Annotated in this window: 17 protein-coding genes; 10 read left to right on the top strand and 7 right to left on the bottom strand. The window is 64.7% G+C overall.

What is annotated here, in order from left to right:
• Positions 1 to 210 precede the first annotated feature (210 nt).
• Positions 211 to 1764: an RCC1 domain-containing protein gene (locus DL240_RS07235; RefSeq protein ID WP_158542422.1), complete on the bottom strand. Its 1554-nt coding sequence runs from the start codon at positions 1762 to 1764 to the stop codon at positions 211 to 213.
• A gap of 312 nt (positions 1765 to 2076) precedes the next feature.
• On the opposite strand from DL240_RS07235, the gene DL240_RS07230 reads away from it, so the two are divergent.
• The 4 genes from DL240_RS07230 (at position 2077) to DL240_RS07215 (ending at position 7071) form a co-directional block, all read left to right on the top strand.
• Positions 2077 to 2784, top strand: coding sequence for a rhomboid family intramembrane serine protease (locus tag DL240_RS07230; RefSeq protein ID WP_111729189.1), 708 nt, complete (start codon positions 2077 to 2079; stop codon positions 2782 to 2784).
• A gap of 230 nt (positions 2785 to 3014) precedes the next feature.
• Positions 3015 to 4247, top strand: a complete 1233-nt coding sequence (add, locus tag DL240_RS07225; protein WP_111729188.1) for an adenosine deaminase — start codon at positions 3015 to 3017, stop codon at positions 4245 to 4247.
• 91 nt (positions 4248 to 4338) lie between these two features.
• Positions 4339 to 5739 (top strand): bifunctional UDP-N-acetylglucosamine diphosphorylase/glucosamine-1-phosphate N-acetyltransferase GlmU, encoded by a 1401-nt coding sequence (gene glmU, locus DL240_RS07220; RefSeq protein ID WP_111729187.1) that lies wholly within the window; start codon positions 4339 to 4341, stop codon positions 5737 to 5739.
• Between the two features lie 276 nt (positions 5740 to 6015).
• A complete protein-coding gene (locus DL240_RS07215; protein ID WP_111729186.1) occupies positions 6016 to 7071 on the top strand; it encodes a hypothetical protein in 1056 nt (351 codons plus the stop codon).
• Positions 7072 to 7215: 144 nt separating this feature from the next.
• On the opposite strand, the gene pyrC is transcribed toward DL240_RS07215, so the two are convergent.
• Positions 7216 to 8574, bottom strand: coding sequence for a dihydroorotase (gene pyrC, locus DL240_RS07210; protein WP_111729185.1), 1359 nt, complete (start codon positions 8572 to 8574; stop codon positions 7216 to 7218).
• Positions 8575 to 8589: 15 nt separating this feature from the next.
• Positions 8590 to 9912 (bottom strand): EAL domain-containing protein, encoded by a 1323-nt coding sequence (locus tag DL240_RS07205; RefSeq protein WP_111729184.1) that lies wholly within the window; start codon positions 9910 to 9912, stop codon positions 8590 to 8592.
• 204 nt (positions 9913 to 10116) lie between these two features.
• Between DL240_RS07205 and deoC the strand changes: the two genes are divergently transcribed.
• The 3 genes from deoC to DL240_RS07190 all read left to right on the top strand — a co-directional run bounded on the left by deoC (position 10117) and on the right by DL240_RS07190 (position 13486).
• A complete protein-coding gene (deoC, locus tag DL240_RS07200; RefSeq protein WP_111729183.1) occupies positions 10117 to 11016 on the top strand; it encodes a deoxyribose-phosphate aldolase in 900 nt (299 codons plus the stop codon).
• Between the two features lie 83 nt (positions 11017 to 11099).
• Positions 11100 to 12575, top strand: a complete 1476-nt coding sequence (locus tag DL240_RS07195) for an aldehyde dehydrogenase family protein (protein WP_111729182.1) — start codon at positions 11100 to 11102, stop codon at positions 12573 to 12575.
• Positions 12575 to 13486: an aldehyde dehydrogenase family protein gene (locus DL240_RS07190; RefSeq protein WP_111729181.1), complete on the top strand. Its 912-nt coding sequence runs from the start codon at positions 12575 to 12577 to the stop codon at positions 13484 to 13486. The genes DL240_RS07195 and DL240_RS07190 overlap by 1 nt, the downstream gene beginning before the upstream one ends.
• Positions 13487 to 13675: 189 nt before the next feature.
• Here DL240_RS07190 and DL240_RS07185 read toward each other — a convergent pair whose 3' ends face one another.
• Positions 13676 to 14713, bottom strand: coding sequence for a hypothetical protein (locus DL240_RS07185; RefSeq protein ID WP_146618160.1), 1038 nt, complete (start codon positions 14711 to 14713; stop codon positions 13676 to 13678).
• 247 nt (positions 14714 to 14960) lie between these two features.
• Here DL240_RS07185 and DL240_RS07175 point away from each other — a divergent pair, with 247 nt between their 5' ends.
• Positions 14961 to 16022, top strand: coding sequence for a hypothetical protein (locus DL240_RS07175; protein ID WP_158542421.1), 1062 nt, complete (start codon positions 14961 to 14963; stop codon positions 16020 to 16022).
• A 9-nt stretch (positions 16023 to 16031) separates the two neighbouring features.
• On the opposite strand, the gene DL240_RS20950 is transcribed toward DL240_RS07175, so the two are convergent.
• Positions 16032 to 17024, bottom strand: coding sequence for a formylglycine-generating enzyme family protein (locus DL240_RS20950; RefSeq protein ID WP_488253866.1), 993 nt, complete (start codon positions 17022 to 17024; stop codon positions 16032 to 16034).
• A 398-nt stretch (positions 17025 to 17422) separates the two neighbouring features.
• Between DL240_RS20950 and DL240_RS07165 the strand changes: the two genes are divergently transcribed.
• Positions 17423 to 18037, top strand: a complete 615-nt coding sequence (locus DL240_RS07165; RefSeq protein WP_111729177.1) for a hypothetical protein — start codon at positions 17423 to 17425, stop codon at positions 18035 to 18037.
• Between the two features lie 57 nt (positions 18038 to 18094).
• On the top strand, positions 18095 to 18541 hold the full coding sequence (locus DL240_RS07160; RefSeq protein ID WP_111729176.1) for a GatB/YqeY domain-containing protein: 447 nt from the start codon (positions 18095 to 18097) through the stop codon (positions 18539 to 18541).
• Between the two features lie 227 nt (positions 18542 to 18768).
• On the opposite strand, the gene DL240_RS07155 is transcribed toward DL240_RS07160, so the two are convergent.
• Positions 18769 to 19239 (bottom strand): hypothetical protein, encoded by a 471-nt coding sequence (locus DL240_RS07155; protein WP_111729175.1) that lies wholly within the window; start codon positions 19237 to 19239, stop codon positions 18769 to 18771.
• Between the two features lie 38 nt (positions 19240 to 19277).
• Complete coding sequence (locus DL240_RS07150; protein ID WP_111729174.1) at positions 19278 to 20450, bottom strand: hypothetical protein; 1173 nt, start codon at positions 20448 to 20450, stop codon at positions 19278 to 19280.
• Positions 20451 to 20654 lie beyond the last annotated feature (204 nt).

Raw genomic sequence — 20654 nt, 5'->3', positions numbered from 1 at the left:
CCCTTCGCTACCTCGCCACTAACACACCCCCTCCCACCCCGTCGACACCCGCTGCCCCCCCCCACGCTCTCCCAGGTGCCAGGCCTTCGATCACATCCTCCACGTCCCGGGGCCACCCAACGAAAAAAGACCGGCCCTCCCGGGCCGATCTCTATCTCTCCTCCGCTCGCCAGCCACGTCAGGTCACGTCACACACCGACGCCCTCCCAATCAATAGGGCCAGACGACCGGCTGCGCATCAGACACCGCATCCTCCCCCGCCACTCCCACACCCAGCTGCCCCTGAGAGTTATCTCCCCAGCACCACAGGCTCTTATCGTCGAGCTTCACCCCACAGATATGCTGCGCCCCGGAAGCCACAACTTCCCAGCTCTCCTCCCCCACCGGCGCCGGATACACCATCTCCCCTACCAGGGTCGGGTCATAGCCCAGCTGACCCCGGGCGTTATCTCCCCAGCAATGCAGCGCGCCGTCTACGGTCAATCCACAGGTGAACGTACGGCCGCTGACCACCGATACCAGCGAAGTCGCGCCTGGCGCTCGCGGAGAAGGAGAGACCTCACGACGCGTCTCACCGGTCCCGAGCTTATACATCGCCCCATCACCCCAGCAGTAGACGTCATCATCCGCATCCAGGTCCACAACGCCACAGGCGTGACTGCTGCCAGCCGAAAGCGACAACGCACTCAGCGCCCCCTCATACGCCCGAGGCTCGTAAACATCCGTGTTATTCGCCCCCGTAACGCCGGCATCCGTACGCCCCCAGCAGTAAAGCGCCCCCTCCGCCGTGAGCGCGCAGCTAAATCCCTCCCCGGCACTCACATCCAGCCAGCCCGTCACGCCCGCAACCTCCACCGGCGCCGGCTCCGCAAGCACATCCTCTCCATTCCCCACCCCCACAGCCCCCCGGGCGTTATCTCCCCAGCAGTAGAGCGCTCCTCCCTGCCGAATCCCACAACTATGCGTAGCTCCCGCACTCACCTTGAGCCAGTCACGGGCCTCCCCCACCTGCTCCGGAGCCGCCACAAGCTCTTCGGCCTCCGCACCCAGCCCCAGCGCTCCGCTCGGTGAACTCCCCCAGCAATAAAGCGCTCCATCCTCGGCGATCGCACACGCATGCATCCCTCCGGCGTCCACCTCCGCCCAACGCCCCGCCACAACCACAGGCTCCAGCCGGCTCACCGCACCGCCATCACCGAGTTGCCCGGCTTCTCCGGCACCAAAACATACCAGATGCCCATCCTGCAGCACCGCACAGCTAAAGCCCTCCCCACCACTTACCTGCGCCCACTCCGGAGGATGAACCTCAAAGGAGCGCTCCGCCACAACCGTCTCCCCCGAACTCACCTCAAATCGATACGCTCCGTACGCCAGCCCCTCCAGCGCAAATGCCTCCCCTTCCGCGCACGTCACCGCTTCCACCGCCCCTCCATCCAGCGAAAGCCCACACGCGATCTCGCAAGACTCCTCACAGCTGACCACCACCTCACTCACGCTGCGAAAATAGGTCTTCCCTTCCGGAATCCCCGCCACCTCCACACCGAGCTCGCCACCCCCGACATCCCCACTGTCCTCTCCGCCGTCATCTTCCCCTCCCACATCACCGCCATCTTCCCCTCCCACATCACCGGCATCCTCCCCTCCCACATCCTCATTCACCCCCACATCATCTCGCCCATCCCCATCCCCATCGCCGCCACAACCCAACACCCCACACAACCCCAACGAAAGTCCCAACGCCATCATCCAACTACGCTTCGCCATCATTTCGCCTCCCAAATGGGTTCATCGCCACGACCACATAATTCCACTGCCCATCTTATCCCGGTCTTCCATCCACCACACAAGTTTTGATTCGTAACCGCACCGCGCCCCCCTCTCCAGGACGCCTGCCTAAAACCCCGCCACGCTCACCCGGCCCCCGTACACCCGCCGATCGCTTACCTGGCACCCGTGCACTCCCTCCCGAGACTCCCCGCCCCTTGCACTCCCCGAATCCTCCCCTATGGTCAACGCCCCCTTCCGTGGTCAACTTACTCCTCAACACCGACTGCGGCACCCACTCTGAGGTACACCATGGCGCAACAGCTCCAGTTCTACTGGCCCCCCTTCACCCGCAATATCAAGATCACGCTGCTGGCGCTCTTTGTGCTCTGGTTTGCCTCGGTCATGATCGCCCCCCTGGCATCCTTCGTCGATCACTACATGCTCATCTCCCGCCAGGCGGTCCTGAATCAGGGGCAGGTATGGACGCTGCTCACCTACGCCCTCTGGCATGCCGACTTCACACACCTGCTCTTCAACGGCTTCGTGCTCTGGATGTTCGGCGCGGAACTCGACCAGAGCTGGTCCTCCCGGCGCTGGTGGACCTTTAACCTCTTCTGCGCGCTGGGCGGCGGGGTGACGATCCTGCTCAGCCAGATCCTCTTCTCCACCAACTTCCCCACCCTGGGTTACTCCGGCGCGGTTATGGGGGTGGTGGCCGCCTACGCCTGGCGCCACTGGAACGAGCGCCTCTACCTGCTATTCTTTCCGGTCACCGGCAAGACCATGCTGCTGATCTTCATCGCCCTGGACATCCTCTTTGTCCTCACCGGCCGCGAAGCCATCTCGATCGCCGGACACCTGGGCGGCATGGCCACCGGCCTGATCCTGGCCACCGGCCTGTGGCGTCCCTCCCGCATCAAACGGGCGTTCATACGTCGCCGTCAGCGCCGAAACCTCAAGCTCCTACGCTCCCGCGACCCGGACCCAAAAAAGTCCGATCGCTCGCATCTAAACTGACCCGAATGCTCCCCAGTGAGCGCTCCACCACCCGCTAAAAACGCGCTACATCCTTTGACGATGCCTCGGGAATCTTCGCTGAACCTCACTCCTTCTTCCCTCTAACCCGGGCCCGGCCCTGCCTCGCTGCGCGCTCGACAAATCCCGGTACTATCAGTAGAACTCTGCAACTTCGCGACGCGCCCGCGCCCCCGCGCACGCCGGCCCGCACTTTAGAAAAGGATGGCACTATGAAAATCACTCGTGACTTTATCCACCGCATGCCCAAAACCGACCTGCACGTCCACCTCGACGGCAGTATGCGGCTCTCCACCATCCTTGAGTTGGCCGAAAAAGAAGGCATCGCTCTGCCGGGCAACCCTCAGTCCGAAGACGAACTGGCCCGGGCGATCAACATCGGCGCCATCTGCGAAGACCTCACCGACTACCTCAAAGCTTTCGACGTCACCTTAAGCGTCATGCAGACCGAGGAGTCCCTCTACCGCGCGGCCTTTGAACTGGGCGAAGACGCCGCCCGCGAAAACGTCAAATACATGGAGGTGCGCTACTCACCGCTCCTCCATACCCGCAACGGGCTCTCCTACCCGGTCATCGTCGAAGCGGTCGCCGAGGGCCTGCGCGAAGCCAAGCGGCGCTACGGTTTGATGAGCGGACAGATCATCTGCGGCATCCGACACATGACCCCGGAGAGCTCGCTGCGCATGGCCGAACTCTGTGTGGCCTTCAAAAACCGCGGCGTCGTCGGCTTTGACCTCGCCGGCGCCGAAGCCGACAACCCGGCCAAGGACTACCGCGAGGCCTTCTACCTGATCCGCAACAACAACGTGAACCTCACCATTCACGCCGGCGAAGCCTACGGCCCGGAATCCGTCCACCAGGCCATTCATATGGGCGGCGCCCACCGCATCGGTCACGGCACCCGCCTTCGCGAAGACGGCGACCTGCTCAACTTCGTCAACGATCTGCGCATCCCGCTGGAAGTCTGCCTGACCAGCAACGTGCAGACCCGCGCGGCCAAGAGCTTTGAATCCCACCCGCTGCCCTTCTACATGAGCTACGGCCTGCGCTGCACGATCAACACCGACAACCGCCTGATCACCGATACCACCATGACCGACGAGTACTGGCGCGCGGTCCAGCACTACGATCTCAACATCGGTGACCTGCGCAAACTGATGATCGACGGCTTTAAATCGGCGTTCATGCCCTACCGCAAAAAGCGCACCGTCACCGCCCAGGCCTGCGCCGAATTCGACGCCCTGGTCCGCGACTTCGAAACCACCTCGGGCGAAAAGGCCATCACCGATCCTCGCGTCGCCCAGGAAATCGCCTTCCAAAAAGCCAGCGCCGACGCCCGCACCCCCACCATCTACCCGATCCAGCCCGAGGATCAGCGCGCCGAAGCCCCCGACACCGACGCTCCGAGCGAAACCGACACCGAGCAGCCCACTCCGGCCGAATAACACCTGTCTTCAGCGCCCTGGCGCTTGCATCTAACCCACCGTCGGGCAGCGGCCGTCGAAGAGCCCGGCGCTTTTCCTACACGGGAGAGCCATGACCCCTTCGACCCCCTTTCAGTCGCTGATCCTCGCCGCCGGCATGGGCACGCGCATGCGCTCGGACACCATCAAGGTGCTCCACCCTCTCCTGGGCACGCCGCTCCTCGGTCACGTCACCCAGGCGGCGTTGGCCGCCGGCTCCAGGCAGATCATCCCCATTCTGGGGCATCAGCGCGAACGGGTCGAAGCCTGGCTCAACGCCCAACCCTACGCCGATCAGATCCGCGTGGCCGTGCAGAACGAGCAACTCGGCACGGCCCACGCGGTCGCCTGCGCCCTGGACGCCCTGGACCCCGACCTCCCCTACACGCTCATTCTCTCGGGCGATGTTCCCAACCTCGACGCCCAAACTCTGCGCGACTTCATCAACGCTGCGGCCGCGTCGGGTTGCGACCTCGCGGTGATGACCGCGATCCTCAAAGATCCGGCCTCCTACGGTCGCATCATCCGCTCGACCAACGGGCACTTAAGCGCCATCGTCGAGTACAAAGACGCCTCCGAAGATCAGCGCCTCATCACCGAGATCAACGCCGGCATCTACCTGGCCCGCACCTCCTTCTTGCGTGAAGCCATCCCGGCCATCATGGAAGCCGGCACCAACAACGCCCAAAACGAGTACTACCTGACCGATCTGGTAGCCCTGGCCGCCCGCAAAGAGCAAGCCCGGGCCTGGCCGGTGCCCACCCCGGAGCTTATCCAGGGGGTCAACGACCGCCTCGATCTAGCCCGCGCTACCGCCTACGTGCGCACCCGCACCCTGGAGCGCTGGATGAAGGCCGGTGTCACCCTCATCGACCCGGCGCGCACCCTCATCGAGCCCACCGCCACGCTGGAACCCGACGTGGTGCTGGAGCCCGACGTCTCCATCTGCGGAACCTCCCACATCGCCTCCGGCGCCTACATTGAGCAGGGCTGCCGCATCACCGACAGCCACATCGGCCCCGGCGCGCGCCTGCTCGCTCACTGCTACCTCAATCAGGCCCGGGTTGAGGCCGACGCCAGCATCGGCCCCTTTGCGCACCTTCGCCCCGGCGCCGACATCGGCCCCGGATGCAAGGTTGGCAACTTTGTCGAAATCAAAAAATCCCGCATGGAAGAAGGCGCCAAAGCCAGCCACCTGACCTACCTGGGCGACGCACAGGTGGGCGCCGGCGCCAACGTCGGAGCCGGCACCATCACCTGCAACTACGACGGCAAAAACAAGCACCGCACCACCATCGGACCCGGCGCGTTCATCGGCTCCAACACCGCGCTGGTTGCACCGATCTCGATCGGCGCCGGCGCCTACGTAGGCGCCGGCTCCACACTCACCGAAGACGTCCCTGACCGCGCCCTGGGCGTGGCCCGCGGCCGCCAGCGCAACATCGAAGGCTGGGCCGAACCTGATCCCGAATAACCGCCAGCGCCCCCTTCGGATCGGCTCTCCCCGGGGAACAAATCTCCAAACAGTCCCCGTTGCTTTTCTCAGGTGCCCGCACCGCGTCTTTCGTTGCCCTGCCGACTGGAACTGACGCCATCGCCGCTTAGGTTCAATCCTGGCATTGCATGCCTGCCGCGGGCACCTCTCAGAGAAATGCGCCCCGCAGTTTGAGTTAACTCGGCCATTCCTCTATCTTTTTAAGGTCGCATCGCCGGCGAGTTCTGGACCCAGTTAGCGCAAGGAGATTTGGCTATGGCTATCACCCCTCGGACGATCCTCACCAGCGCGGCGCCAGCCACCGTCGCTGTCGTCTCGCTCTACGTTTTTACCGTCCTGGGAACTGCCGCATACCACTCGGCAAAATCCTCCGACCTTAACCGGGCCGACCTCTCGCCGGACCAGACCATCGCGTCCAACGCCTCCTGCGATGTGGTCTTCGATCACTTTGGCAACGATCAGCATAACTGGTCTGAGAACGCCTGGATCCACTACGCCCTCTGCTTTGAGCAGCAGGCCCAATCCAGCAGCGTCGTCGAGATTACTCAGGAAGCGCTCACCCACTACCCACGCTCCGAAGTCCTCTTCAACATCCAGGGCTACCACCTCATTGAGCAAGGGCTCTACGGCCAGGCCATCGACACCCTGCAACGCGGCCTCCAAAACGTGCAGGTTCAGCGAACCGGAACCATGGCCAACAACCTGGCCTGGGCGAGCCTCTGGGACCAGCGCGCCATCCCCCTCAAGGATGCTCGAAGCCTCTACCTGCGTTCCCTCTCGCTGAGCCCCAACACCTGCGAGACCCTCCACACGGGCCTCTTCGTGGAGTACGCTATCGCCCAGAAGGCTCATGGTCTGGACCGTTTCGAAGCCCTCAAGCGCTTTGCCGATCTGCGCCAGCAGTACAATGGCTGCCTCAACCGGATGAACCATGCTGATGAGCACACCGCCCTGGAAATTGCGGGGGCCACGGTGCTCTTCGAAAGCATCGATTCCGGCAACCCGGATAACGTCTCCGCGTTGACCCGCCAGAGTGTCGCCAAACTCTCCGACCACTTCCGCGGCGAAACCATTGACGAGATCTGCCGCCAGGCCATGCCCATGGCTGACATGCATCATCAGTGTGTGGAGACGGTCACCTCCGCAGCCCACACCAACCGCCTGATGAAGCAAAACCACGTTGAGCGAAATCAGAAGGCGCAGCGCCAGATCGAAGTGCTCAATCAAAATGGGCAGAACATCCGCGTGATTCGCTCGCCCCATTCCGAGCCCCGTCCCATGGGCTTCGAATGCAACCATGGCATCCGATAATCACGCCGTCGCCCATCGCGGGCACTTCATAAGATAAAAGAAAGGCCGCCCTACAGGGCGGCCTTTTTTTTATGCGCGACCGACGATCGCTCGCCTGGCACCAGATCCTCACGATCGCACGCCTGGCACCAGGGCCACACCAGACTACGCTTCGAACGACAGCCCCATCCCCTGCCCTCCCTTGCTCACAACATCACCGGCACCACGGTCCTGACGCCGGAACACCACCTCGCCATTCACCCAGGTCATCACCGGCCACCCTGTCAGATCGCGCCCGGCATAAGGACTCCACCCGCAACGCGTACGCTGATCATGATCGTACACCCGTCGCATCATCCGCGGGTCGATGAGCACCAGATCGGCATAGGCCCCCGCCTCCACTCGCCCCCGATCGAGGATGCCGTGCACCGCCGCCGGCCCCTCGCACATCCACCGCACCACATCTTCATAACGGCACAACCCTCGAAATGCGGCATCCAGCATCAGCGGCAGGCTCAACTCCACCCCCGGCACCCCGCTGGGCGCCTGCCCGTAGGGATGAGCCTTCTCTTCGGGCGTATGCGGCGCATGGTCGGTGGCAATCATGGCGATCTCCCCATGCTCAAGGGCCTCCCACATCGCCTCACGATCCTCGACCTGACGAAGAGGCGGATTCATCTGCACGCGTGTGCCCCACAGCTCGTAATCGTGCACATCCAGAAACAGATGGTGCGGGCAGACTTCGCCGGTGATCCGGGCGCCACGCCCCTCGGTCAGTGCGCCCTCCTGGGCTTCCCGCAGCGCAGCGAGCTCCGCGCGCGTCGACACATGAAGCACATGAAGACGCCTGCCGTAGTGACGTGCCAGATCGCCGGCCTGCGCCACCGCCCGCGCGGCCGTCTCGGCGTCGCGAATCTCCGAGTGCACGCTCGGCTCTTCGTGCCCGGCAAAGAGCGCCTTGCGCTCCCGCATCCGACGCTCATCCTCGGCATGCACGCTGATCCGCCCCTCGTACACCTCAAAGATCCGCTCCAGGTCTTCGGTGCGATACACCAGCAGATCTCCGGTGGAATCGGCCATAAAGATCTTTAACCCGGCCACCGCCTCTTCGTCGCGCGAGGCCACGATCTCCTCCAGATTATCCGGCCCTGCCCCAAAGAAGAGCCCCACATTGCAGCGGGACTTCGCCAGCGCCCGCCTCCGCTTCTCACGAAGCCGGGCCACCGTGGTCGTTGCCGGCCTGGTGTTGGGCATCTCGATCACGCTGGTCACCCCACCGCTGACCGCCGCCGCGCTCCCGCTCTCCCAGTCCTCTTTATGCGTGGGCCCCGGCTCACGAAAATGAACATGGGCGTCGATCACCCCCGGCCACAACCACAACCCCTGCCCGCCAACCTCCTCGGCCGCACCCACATCCCCCACATCCCCCACCCGGGCAATACGCTCGCCATCGATCAGCACATCGGCCTCTCGACGCTCGCCATCACCAAAAACCATCACGTCTCGAATCACCCAGCGCGTCATCTCACCCCCTCCGGCTCATGCATCATCGCTCAAAAGCGCCTCACCCATGGTCTCCCACCAGGCGCTGGCCTCCCGAGGCTCCCCGAGCAAATACCCCTGCCCCAGCGCCACCCCCAAAGACTCCAGCACCTCCAGATCATCAAAGGTTTCAATCCCTTCGGCGATCAGCTCCGCCCCGCTTCGTATCGCCAACTCCTGGAGGTAGTGCGCCAGCGCCCGCTTGCGCTCGCTTCGGGCAATGCCGCGGGTCAGCTCCAGATCCATCTTGATGTAGTCTGGCTCCAGCTCGGCCAGAAGACGCAGGTTCGCCGCTCCGGTGCCCACATCATCTAGCGCAAACCGATACCCCTCCTCTCTCAAGGTACGCACCGTAGGCATGATCCTTACAAACTGCTCGTAGGTGATCTGCTCGGTCACCTCAAAAACCAGTTGCTCCGGCCGCATCCCGGACTCCCCCCACCCCTGCAGCAACGCTTTCAACTCCGGATTCGACGCATAAAAGGTCGGCGGAAGGCAATTCAAAAAGAGCCGCCCCTCCTCCCCGATCGGCGGGCGACGCTCCACGGAGAGCATCCGGCAGGCCTGATCAAGCTCCCCCTCCAGCTCCGCCCGAGACGCCGCCACAAAGAGATGCACTCCCAAACGCTGGGCCTCTCCGCCATCGGCGCGACTCAGCGCCTCGTACCCCTCCACACGCCGGTCCTTCAGACGCACCACCGGCTGATACAACGTCCTGATCTTCCGCTGCGCGATCAGATGCCCTACCACCCGGCTGCGGCGACGCTGCTGATCATGGTAGGCCTCCTGCGCCTCGCCCCGCGCCCGACGAATCGCCCGATAGACCTGTCGCCGGGGATCCACCGACGCATTGGGCAACACCATGGCGCTTCCCAGCGCGACCCGCTCCAACGCCTGTTCCATCACCATCTGGCCCCGTTCAAACCCGCCGAGCAGCTCCGTGCTCAGCCGCGCCATCTCCCGCTCCCCCAGAAATGCATCCCCCATCACAAACACGACCACCGTATCGCCGCCCTCTCCCTCCAGGCAGACCACATCCCGCTCCCCCTTCGCCCGCTCCACGGCCTCAAATAGCCTCCCCATAAACCCATCAAACGCTCCCGCCCCCTGCTGACGCTCCCACCCCTCAAGCTGCGTGGTATCGATCAGCCACAACCCGGAGCATCGCCGCTCGGCCACCGCACAGCTCACCTGCCCTATCACCTGGCTGAGCACCCCCGGGGTACTCCACGCCTGGGAGGCATCTTCCTCGCGCACCGCCTCCGAAAGCTCCTCCAGAGCCTGCTGCTCCATGCCACCAAAGGGATCGTCTTCCCACATCAACCCAACTCCCGCTGCGCATCCACCCGTCACCCCCGGCCTGCAGGGACCACCTCGGCGACGCTAAGAACCACACCCTTCCCTGTCAAACCGCGCCCGCGCGCCACGCCACCTCCTTGTCACATTTGGCGCGCTCGGCTACCTTCCCCCTGCAAACATACCGCCCCTTTTTCCTTCGCTTTCTCCATCCCAGGGTGCTCCCCCATGACCAACTCCTTTGTGGTCCCCCGCGTCCCCTCGGTCGACGCTGTCGCCGTCGAAGAACGCGCCGCCAGGTTCAAAACGCGCAGCATCAAAAAAGACGCCAAGATCAAAGGCCTTAAGCTCGCCGCCTCCATGATCGACCTGACCACCCTGGAGGGCATGGACACCCCGGGCAAAGTCCAGATGCTCTGCCAGAAGGCCCGCTCCCCGCTGGCCGGCTCCGACTGCCCTCAGGTCGCCGCGGTCTGCGTCTACCCGACCATGGTCCCCATCGCCAAACGCGAGCTCCAGGGCACCGCCATCAAAGTCGCCTCCGTGGCCACGTACTTCCCCAGCGGACAGGCCTCCCTGAAAGAACGCACCGATGAGGTCCGCCGCGCCGTCGAAGCCGGCGCCGACGAGATCGACATGGTCATCAGCCGCGGCGACTTCCTGGCCGGCCACTACCATAAGATCGACGAAGAAATCCGCGCCATCCGACAGGCCTGCGGCCCGGCCCACCTCAAGGTCATCCTGGAAACCGGCGAGTTGCAGACCTATGACAACGTGCGCCTGGCCAGCCAGATCGCCATTGATGCTGGCGCGCACTTTATCAAAACCTCCACCGGAAAAGTCTCCCCCGGCGCCACCATGCCGGTGACCCTGGTGATGCTGGAGACCATCCGCGATCACTTCATCAAAACCGGAAAAATGGTCGGCATGAAGCCCGCCGGCGGCATCCGCGAAGCCAAACAGGCCCTGCACTACCTGGCCATGGTCAAGGAAACCCTGGGCGACGCCTGGCTCTCTCCGGACTGGTTCCGCTTTGGCGCCTCCTCGCTGCTCAACAGCGTGCTCATGCAACTCGAAAAGCAGCGCACCGGCCGCTACCACTCCGATCGCTACTTAAGCCTGAGCTGAGACCGCTCCCTTTGATTTGCTTCGCCCTGACTGCGAAGTCCCCGACCTTTTGCTCTGCCTGACACGCCACGGAGAACGATCTTATGGGTAAGACGGCCAACACCTCAGTGCGCGACCTCCTCTTTGGTGACCTCTGGGATTACGCCCCGGCGCCAGAGTCGCGCGACCATCTCACCATCAAAGAGCGCTACGGCCACTTCATCAACGGCACCTTTGTCGAAGGCGAAAACCACTTCGACTCCATCAACCCGGCCACCGAAGAAAAACTCTTCGAAGTCGCCGCCGCTGATGAGGCCACCGTCGATACCGCGGTCAACGCCGCGCGCAACGCCTACGACAAGCACTGGAAGACGATGCCCGGCGCCGAACGCGCCAAGTACATCTACCGCATCGCCCGCATGATCCAGGAGAAGGCCCGCGCCCTGGCCGTCGCCGAAACCCTCGACGGCGGCAAACCCATCCGCGAGTCCCGCGACATCGACATCCCCCTGGCCGCCGCCCACTTCTTCTACTACGCGGGCTGGGCCGATAAACTCGATTACGCCCTGCCCGGCGCCCGCCCCTCCTCCCTCGGCGTGGCCGGCCAGATCATCCCCTGGAACTTCCCCCTCTTGATGGCCGCCTGGAAGATCGCCCCGGCCCTGGCCGCCGGCAACACCATCGTCATCAAGCCCGCCGAAACCACGCCCCTGACCGCGATGATGCTCGCCGAAATCATCCAGGAGGCCGACCTGCCCCCCGGCGTGGTGAACTTCGTCAACGGCGCCGGTCAAACCGGGGCCGCCATCGTCAACCACCCCGACGTCGATAAGATCGCCTTCACCGGTTCCACCGGCGTCGGCAAAATCATCCAGCGCTCCCTGGCCGGCTCCCGCAAACGACTCACCCTGGAGCTCGGCGGCAAAGGCGCCAACATCATCTTCGACGACGCCTCCATCGATCAGGCCGTCGAGGGCATCATCAACGGCATCTTCTTCAACCAGGGGCACGTCTGCTGCGCAGGCAGCCGCCTCCTCGTTCAGGAAAACATCGCCGACGAGGTCCTGCAGAAGCTGCGTCACCGGGTCTCCACCCTCATCGTCGGCGACCCGATGGATAAAAACACCGACGTCGGCGCCATCAACTCCCGCGAGCAGCTCTCCCGCATCCAGGAGCTGGTCGCCGCCGGCGAGCAAGAGGGCGCCCAGATCTTCCAGCCCTCCTGCGCTCTTCCCGAAAAGGGCTTCTTCTTCCGCCCCACCGTCTTCACCGAAGTCACCCCCTCCCACCGCATCGCCCGCGAGGAGATCTTCGGCCCGGTCTTAAGCGTGCTCACCTTCCGCACCCCGGAGGAGGCCATCGAAAAGGCCAACAACACCCCCTACGGCCTGGCCTGCGGCATCTGGACCGACAAAGGCTCGCGTCTCTTCCGCGTGGCCAACGCCCTGAAGTCCGGCATCGTCTGGGGCAACACCTACAACCGCTTCGACCCGACCAGCCCCTTCGGCGGCTACAAAGAGAGCGGCTTCGGCCGTGAAGGTGGTCTCCACGGGCTTCTCCCCTACCTGGAGGTGCGCTAATGGCCCCATCGAACTCCCCCCGTCTGCGCGTCCTCAAGACCTTTAAGCTCTACATCGGCGGCGCGTTCCCCCGTACCGAGAGCGGACGTTTTCTCCAAGAACACAACCCGAAGGGGCAGCTTGTGGCCAACTTCTGCCGCGCCTCGCGCAAAGACCTGAGAAACTCGGTGGTCGCCGCCCGTAAAGCCCAGGCCGGCTGGGCCGGACGCACCCCCTTTAATCGCGCCCAGATCCTTTACCGTATGGCCGAAGTGCTCGAATCGCGCCGGGAGAGCTTTGAGCACGCCCTCACGGAACGTGCCGGCATCAAGGGCGCAGCCGCCCAGGCCCAGGTCAACGCCGCCATCGATCGCCTCGTCTGGTACGCCGGCTGGGCCGATAAGTTCATCCAGATCATGGGCACCACCAACCCGGTGGCCTCTCCGCACTTCAACATCACCAGCCCCGAGCCCACCGGCGTGGTCACGGCCTTTGCCCCGCGCAATGCTCCCCTCCTGGGATTGATCACCGCCATCGCCCCGATCATCGTCTCGGGCAACGCGCTGGTGCTCGTCGTCGAAAATGACCACCCCTCCATCGCCATCGATCTGGCCGAGGTCCTCCACTGCAGCGACCTCCCCGGCGGCGTGGTCAACATCCTCACCGGCCAGCGCGACGAGCTCATCGAACACGCCGCCAAGCACATGGACATCGACGCCATCGCCGCCTTTGACGCCACCGACGACGAGCGCAGGCTCATCGCCGTGGAGGCCGCCGAAAGCGTCAAGCGTACCCACTTCTTCGAGACGCCCGCGGCGGATAACTGGGCCGATGTGAGCGCGCAGAGCCCCTACCACATCCTCCCCTTCGTCGAGTTCAAAACCGCCTGGCACCCCATCGAAAGCTCGGCGGCCACCAGCGCAAAATACTGAGCGCACACCTGGCACCGCCTCCATCCCGGTGCCAGGCCACCGCACACGGGCACCGCTCCTACAAAAACGCCTCCGCAGAACTGCGGAGGCGTTTTTGTATTCGCATCCTCACTGCCCGACCGGTGCCAGGCCTGCGAGCTTCACTGCCCGACCGGTGCCAGGCCTGCGAGCTTCACTGCCCCTCGACGATCACCCGAACACCGCCCAGGCCCGCCGCACCTTCTCGGCAATCTCATGTGCCGAGGGCTTACCCCGGTAGCTCGACTCCCCCAGCGGACTGCCAATCCAGGGCAACACCGTGCGCGCGGCCACGATCGAAGCCTCGCTATAGCGCTCATGCTCCTCATCGGCCCCGGTCGACTTGAGCACATCCACCAGAAACTGCCCCAGCACATGCAGCGTCAGCCTCGGCGCGAGCTTCGCCGCAAACACAGCAGCCTGCGGCGCGTAGCGATCCCCTTCGACCACCATCGCCAGCAAACCACTGGCCATCTCGCTCATCTCCTGACGCGCGGCCAGGGCGCCGGCCACCAGCTTCGCCTCGCTGTTCTTGCCAGCCAGCGTGCGCCGCACCACAGGCTCGACCCGCTCCAGGCTCGCAGCAATCCCGGCGAGCAACGCATCGAGACGCTCCCCAACCTCCCCGGCCTCTTTCTCGTCAAACGCCAGCAGCTCCAGCACCTCCTCGCCGCATAGGAGAGCCTGCTCCTCACCACCGAGCAACGCCTCCGCCCGGGTGAAGGCCTCCGGAAACCTCTGCCTCATCTTCCGCTCAAAAAGCGGCGCCGGCGAGGTGTCCAGGTAACTGGCCAGCACCCGCGCTGCCGACGCGACCGGCGCCGGCGCCACATGATCACAGACCAGCTCATACTTGCGCAGCTCGGCATCATAACGCTGCCGTAAACGCTCGGCCTGCTGCGGCAAAGGCGCCACCATCCACCTCCCGAAGAGCGGCGCCAGCGCAGCCAGCGCGTCGGTCATCGTGGCCTCTAATTCCGCAGGCACTCGACCGCAGCGCAGCGCCTCGGCCACCACCGGATGCTCCACCACACAGAGCACCACCCGCACATCGCGACCGGCCTCCGCACCGCCGGAGCCCAGGATATCGATCAACGCCGCACTCGCCACCGCATCCAACGCCCCCCTTCCCAGCACCGCGTCGACCGCCTCCATCAACGCACGCGCATCCGCCTCGTACTTCACCTCGACCTCTCCCATTGGACTCATCTTCACCGCTCGTCTCTTCTCGTCCTCGCCTCTGGATGCGGCGCCAGGCGTCCATCACGCACCGAAAGGTCGCTCTCTTCATAAAAATCTACGGCCATTTACGCAACATCGTCCCACCGATTGCGACAACAGAGAGCACCAGAGCGCCGACTCAACCCGCGCTCTCACGCCAGGGGCGCCTTCGCCGTACGCCCTTTATCCCAATCGCTCCCGCGCCAGCGCGCGTTGCCTCTCCCGAGGATATCCAATGCCACAAGCCCTCTCCGCTGACCGACTCCCCCTCCGCCCCACCGCCGCACCGAACCCGCTGCGACGGCGCTGGCGACTGACCCTGGATCGCCTCCGCTGCCTCACCGCCCGCCTTCACCCCGAGGGCCCGGATTGCCCGCACCGCCTGGACCACCTGGCCCTGGACGGCCCTCGTCGCCAGGCTTCTCTCCCCGCACTCGTCCTGCGCCACGCGGCCTCCCTGGATCCCACCGACCGCCTCCTCCTGGCCGGCCTGACCACCGCCTGCCTCGACCTCTACATTATCGAGGGCATGCGACGCGGTGCCCCGGTCATGCGCAGAGTCATCGACGACCGCCTCCTCGAACTCGCCGACTGGGAACACGATCTTCCCCTGCACCCGGGCCAACTTCTGGCCACACGCGCCCTGCGCTGCCCCGATCACGCACTATGGCTAACCACTCGCCCCATTCGCATCGACGCCAGCCTCATCGACGATCTGCTCTCGGCCCTCTGGCGCGCCTTCGCCCGAACCCCGCACCCGGGCTGGCGCCCCTTTATGCGCGATCAGGGCGCCCACATCCTCCTGAGCTACCTCGATGCATCTCCGGCCCCCGACGCGCCCCACACCCCGATCGTCGCGGCGGACTGGGCCGCGCTGGAGCAGGCCTTCCACCGCCTGGAAGCCTCCCTTTTCAACCGCCACCTTCCCGCGGATGCACTCGCGCCCCTGGGACACAGGCGCCTGGCGCGCATCATCGACCAGGCCCCGGGCCCCCTCCTCATGATTCAACCCCACCTCGGCGCTGGCGAGCGCTCTCCCTGGCTGCGCGCGCGCCGCTGCCACCCCGACCACCTCGACCCCGACGCGCTCGATGCCCTGCTCGACGCCGGGCTTGCCCCCCACGACCAGGGCGCCCTGATCGTGGAGGCCCGCGACGATCTCGGATACCGCCGCAACATCACCGCCGATGACCTGCGTGCGCTCACCGCCGCCTGCCTCACCCTCTGCGCCCGCGCGCCCTTCCTCACCACCACCGGCCCGGAGGCATTCACGCCCCACCGACGTCACGCGGCCTGAGTCCCAAACCTATCGCGTGTACGCGCACCGAAACCCCACATCGGTGCGCCGCGCATCAGTCTTCTGCTCCACCCGCGCCGTAGCTCGAAGCTCAAAAGGATGGCTCACCCAGCTCCCTCCCCGCACCTCCCCACGGAGGGGATCGCCACCGGCAACCCACTCCGCCACATTCCCGGCCATCTCCCACACCCCGACCGGACTCACGCCCTGCTCCAGACGCCCCACCGGCGCCGTCCACGCGTATCCATCCAGCGCCCCGGCCACCGGACCGCCCACAACATCACGCTCCCCCCAGTTCGCAACGCCACTCTCCCAGTGATCGCCCCAGGGGAAGATCCCTCCCTCCGCCCCCCGCGCCGCCCGCTCCCACTGATCGTGGGTTGGCAACCCGCCGCCCCGCCACTCGCAATACGCCTGCGCCTGGGCGCGCGTCACACACACCACCGGATGCGACGTCTCCTTCAGCACTCGCGGCACCCGCAGGCTGATCTGCAGTCCCCGCGGCGTCCACACCTCACACCCCTGATAATCAATCGCCTCACACGCCCCCTCTTCCACGCACGCCTGATACGCCCCGACACTCACCTCCAGACGGTCGATCGCGTACGCCTCCACCGCCACGGTCCGCTCGGGATACTCCCCTTTGAGCAACACCTCCTGCTCACAACGCTCGGGCTCATCACGCTCGATCTTATGGCAACTCAACATCATAAAGGACTGCGCCTGCTCGCTGAGCCCGCGCACGTAGGGCCCGCCCTCCACCTCGACCGGCCCCTGCTCCACCCCCGCCACCGCATCCCCCTCTCCCCCCAAATCCCGGGCCCGCTCAACATGCAACCAGCTCACCCACGCCAGCGCCACCGCACATACCGCCGCCGAGCCCCAGACCACGCCCGAGACCTGCCAGCGCGTCGCTTCCCCCCCACCCTGTACCGTACTGACCTCCTCGACCGGCAGCTCACGCTCCGGCCGCGGGCGCTCCCGAGCATCGATCGCCCGCATCCCCTCCATCACCGTGCGCCCCTCCTCCTGCGCACCTCCCCAGCGTTCGGGCTCCTCTCCCCCTTTGACCAGCGTCCCCGCCATCCCCGCCCGCTCCACCACCTCCGGGGTCAACGCCGACATGCCCTCGCGCACCGTCTCCGCCGGGCGCACCCGGTAACCACAACGCTGACAAAAGGGCGCCCGGGCATCCTGCTCCGCCCCACACTCCGGACAACTGATCTGACTAACTTCGCTCATCGGCTCATCGCTTGCGCCCCTGTGGGCGACCGTCTACCATACCGCCCGGCTCTCCCGGACCTGATTTAATCCCCTGATTCCCCGGACAGAGCCCTCTTTCGTTGTAAAACGTGTCTGTAGCCCGCGGCAACCGCCGCCTCTGCTTATCAGGAGCCCCCATGCGACTCCCGCTTCGTGCCCTCGCCATCGCCCTGGCCCTCGGTCTGGCCTCCGTAGCCTGCGACAGCAAGCCCCCCGCCGACCAGAACCCCGAGCAGGCTGCCGAAGAGGCTCCCACCGAAGGCACGCAGGAGGAGACTCCCGAAGCCAACGAAGAGAGCGAGGAAAGCGCCCAGGCCGACGCCGAAGGACAGTGGGTCCGCAGCGATCTCTACTCGGTGCGCTTCCGCGTGCCCACCGACTGGGACATCCGCCGCACCGAAGAGGCCGTCTCCGCCACCGCCCCCGACGGCTCCACCACCGTGCTGCTGGCCGGCTCCGAGTCCGACAACACCATCCAGGCCGCCCTCAACGATCTCAAAACCGAAGTCGAATTCAAAGACATCAACTTCGATAACAGCGGCCTGACCACCATCAACGGCCTGCCCGGTACCCGCGGCACCGGCTCGGCCGTCATCGTCGAAGACGACGGCGACCGCGAAATCCAGTTCCTGGGCTACGCCGTGCGCGTGGGCACCCAGAACGTCACCATGATGATCTTCAGCGACGCCGCGATGTACGAAGCCCAGAAAGACATGATCGACGGCATCGCCCAGACCCTGACACGTCTCTAATCACACCGCCGGTGACCTGTGCGCCGGCACTTTCTTGTCCCTAAAAGGCATACCCCCATGTCCGAACTTTTTGCCCGCATCAAAGACGATCTCAAAAGCGCCATGAAAGCCCGTCAGACCGAGCGTCTGAGCACCCTGCGCATGCTGCAGTCCAGCCTCAAAAACAAAGAGATCGACCTGAAACGCCCCCTGACCGACGACGAGATCATGGACATCGTCACCACCGAGGTCAAAAAGCGCCGCCAGTCCGCCGAGGCCTTCGAGTCCGGTGGCCGCCCCGAACTCGCCGAAAAAGAACTCCGGGAAATCGACACCCTCCAGGAGTACCTCCCCGAGCAGCTCTCCGATGAGGAGGCCGCCGCCATCGTCCAGGAGGCCATCGACCAGCTCGGCGCCGAATCCCGCAAAGATATGGGTAAGGTCATGGGCGTGGTCATCCCGCGCCTCAAAGGCGTCTACGACACCACCAAAGTCAAAGACCTGGTGCTCGCCCGCCTGAGCTGAGCCCCGACGCTTCTGCCGAGCGTCCCCCGCCCGAGTGCCGCTGCGCGCTCGGGCGTTTTTTTTGCCCGGACTGCGCTCGTTGCGATGTCCGAACGCCTGGCACCCGCACACGCTTGCAGCTCCTCACCTCACCAGCCTCCCGCACACACAAAAAAACGCCCGGTGACCACCAGGGTCCCGGGCGCAGTACTTAAAACCACGGTGAAGACCGCTCCCCCAGCATGCCCTTAATGCATGCCGTCATCCCCGTACTCCGGCGTGCGAAAGTTCACGTCATCCAACAGCCCAAAAATCTCCGACGTGCACTTCAACCCGCTCGACGGAAACTGAACCCCGTTGTCGCCAAAACGCGCCAGAAACAAAATCGGATCCGCTCCCCGCGTATACCCCAGCTGCACCAGGGTCGACTCCGGGATGAACTCATCGCGAGAGATGTGGATCCGCTCCCCCAGCACATAGAGTCCCTCGGGCTTCAGCGGCGTGAGTGTGGAGACATAAGAAGGGTCTCGAATCAGATACCCCTTCTCATGAAAACTCCAGCGGTTATGCGCGTTTGCCGCCGGCAACAGGAGCAGTGGGGGGCCCTGCTGAGAGTGGTTATGAAAATAAACCAGCAGATTCTCCCGAACCCACTGCTCCTTACCCGGCAGTGCCTCGGTGGTGCGATACAACCCGCAGGGGGGTAGGCTCAGATGCATCAGTAATATTCTCGCTCAGAGTCGGTGGGGATAGCGCCTTAGCGCCCGCCGCGCTTGTTCACCAGCGACTTGGCCATGCGCTGGACCTGGTGAGAGACGTTCCGGTTGCGCGTCAGATCGCGAAGATCTTTGGTGCGCAGATGATTCAAAAAACTCATCACGTCGCTCAGCGGCGTCTTCGGATTCATGGTCAGGCTGACCATCACATCGTAATGCCGCGTCCAGTCGCGGTTCATTGCGATGTATTTAATGACACCCTCGGGGATCGATTTATTCGAGGCCAGCTGCCGGATGTCCGCCGGACGCAGACGCGGGGAGCGAATCGCCGCCATGTGCACCAACTTATTGGAGTCCCGCACCAGGATGTTGATCGCCTCCCGACTGCCCACAGACGACAGGCGGATCTTCTGGGCCAGATTCATCTGCCCGATCTGGCTGAAGAGACTGCCCTTGCGGCGACGCTCCTCCACAACCTCCTCGTCTTCATCCCCACCACCGATCTCGCGCTGAAGGCGCTCACGCTCCGAACGCGTCAGGCTCGGATCGTCGAGCTTTGAGAGCATCTCTTCTTCGCCCCGCGTGCGGACCCGCTCCTTCTCCAGCACCCCGGCAAACGCAGCATCATCCAGCCCCCCCTCCGCATCAAGCGCCTCTCCGCTCCGCAGCGCCTCGGCCAGACCGGGCAGCCCTCCGAGCTCGACCCCGTTGCGCTGCGCCAGATCGATGAGCTTATCCACCGTCGCCATTCGCGCGTGCGAGTTGGTGTAAAGCGCCTCAATGATCCCCGGCGTGCGCAGCACACGCACCTGGTTGTTGGCGATCACATCACACACGTCGGCACTGGCCTGGCCGGCCAGCTGTACAACCGTGCGGTCATCGGTGCCCTTATTCAGCACCACCGCCTGCATCACCGCCGCCTCCTGCCGCAGCTCAGCAATCCAGTCGAGCACCCCGGCCGGCTGCTCAGTCTGCAACGCCGGCACCAACACCGCCTCGGGCATCCCTCCCAGGGCATCTGCAACCGCCTGCGCCAACGCCGCATCGAAATGCAGCTGATACAACACCCGCACGAGCTGCTCGGGCGGCGCCGGCACCATCCCGCGCGCGGCCATCATCTTCATCGGCGCCGGAGCCTGAGGCCCCACATGCATCCTCAAATTCGGCGCAAAACTCTCAATCGCCAGGGGCTGGCGTTCAAACTCCTCACTCATGGAGCGTCCCGTTCATTAGAAGGTCTGTGCGTGATCACCGGGTGGCATCTCCCACCTTAGGTGCGCCCTCTACCTTTGGCAACGTGCCATCATTGCTGCCCGGGGTGTCAGGCCTTGGTACGCACCGGTGCCTGGCCTTCGTACGCAGCAACACGCGTCACGGAGCCCACGCGTCACGGTGCCTGGCCTTCGTACACCTCGCGG

It is taken from the genome of Lujinxingia litoralis (genome assembly GCF_003260125.1).
In the GTDB taxonomy this organism is placed as follows: domain Bacteria; phylum Myxococcota_A; class Bradymonadia; order Bradymonadales; family Bradymonadaceae; genus Lujinxingia; species Lujinxingia litoralis.
This window is presented reverse-complemented; position numbering and strand designations above follow the sequence as displayed.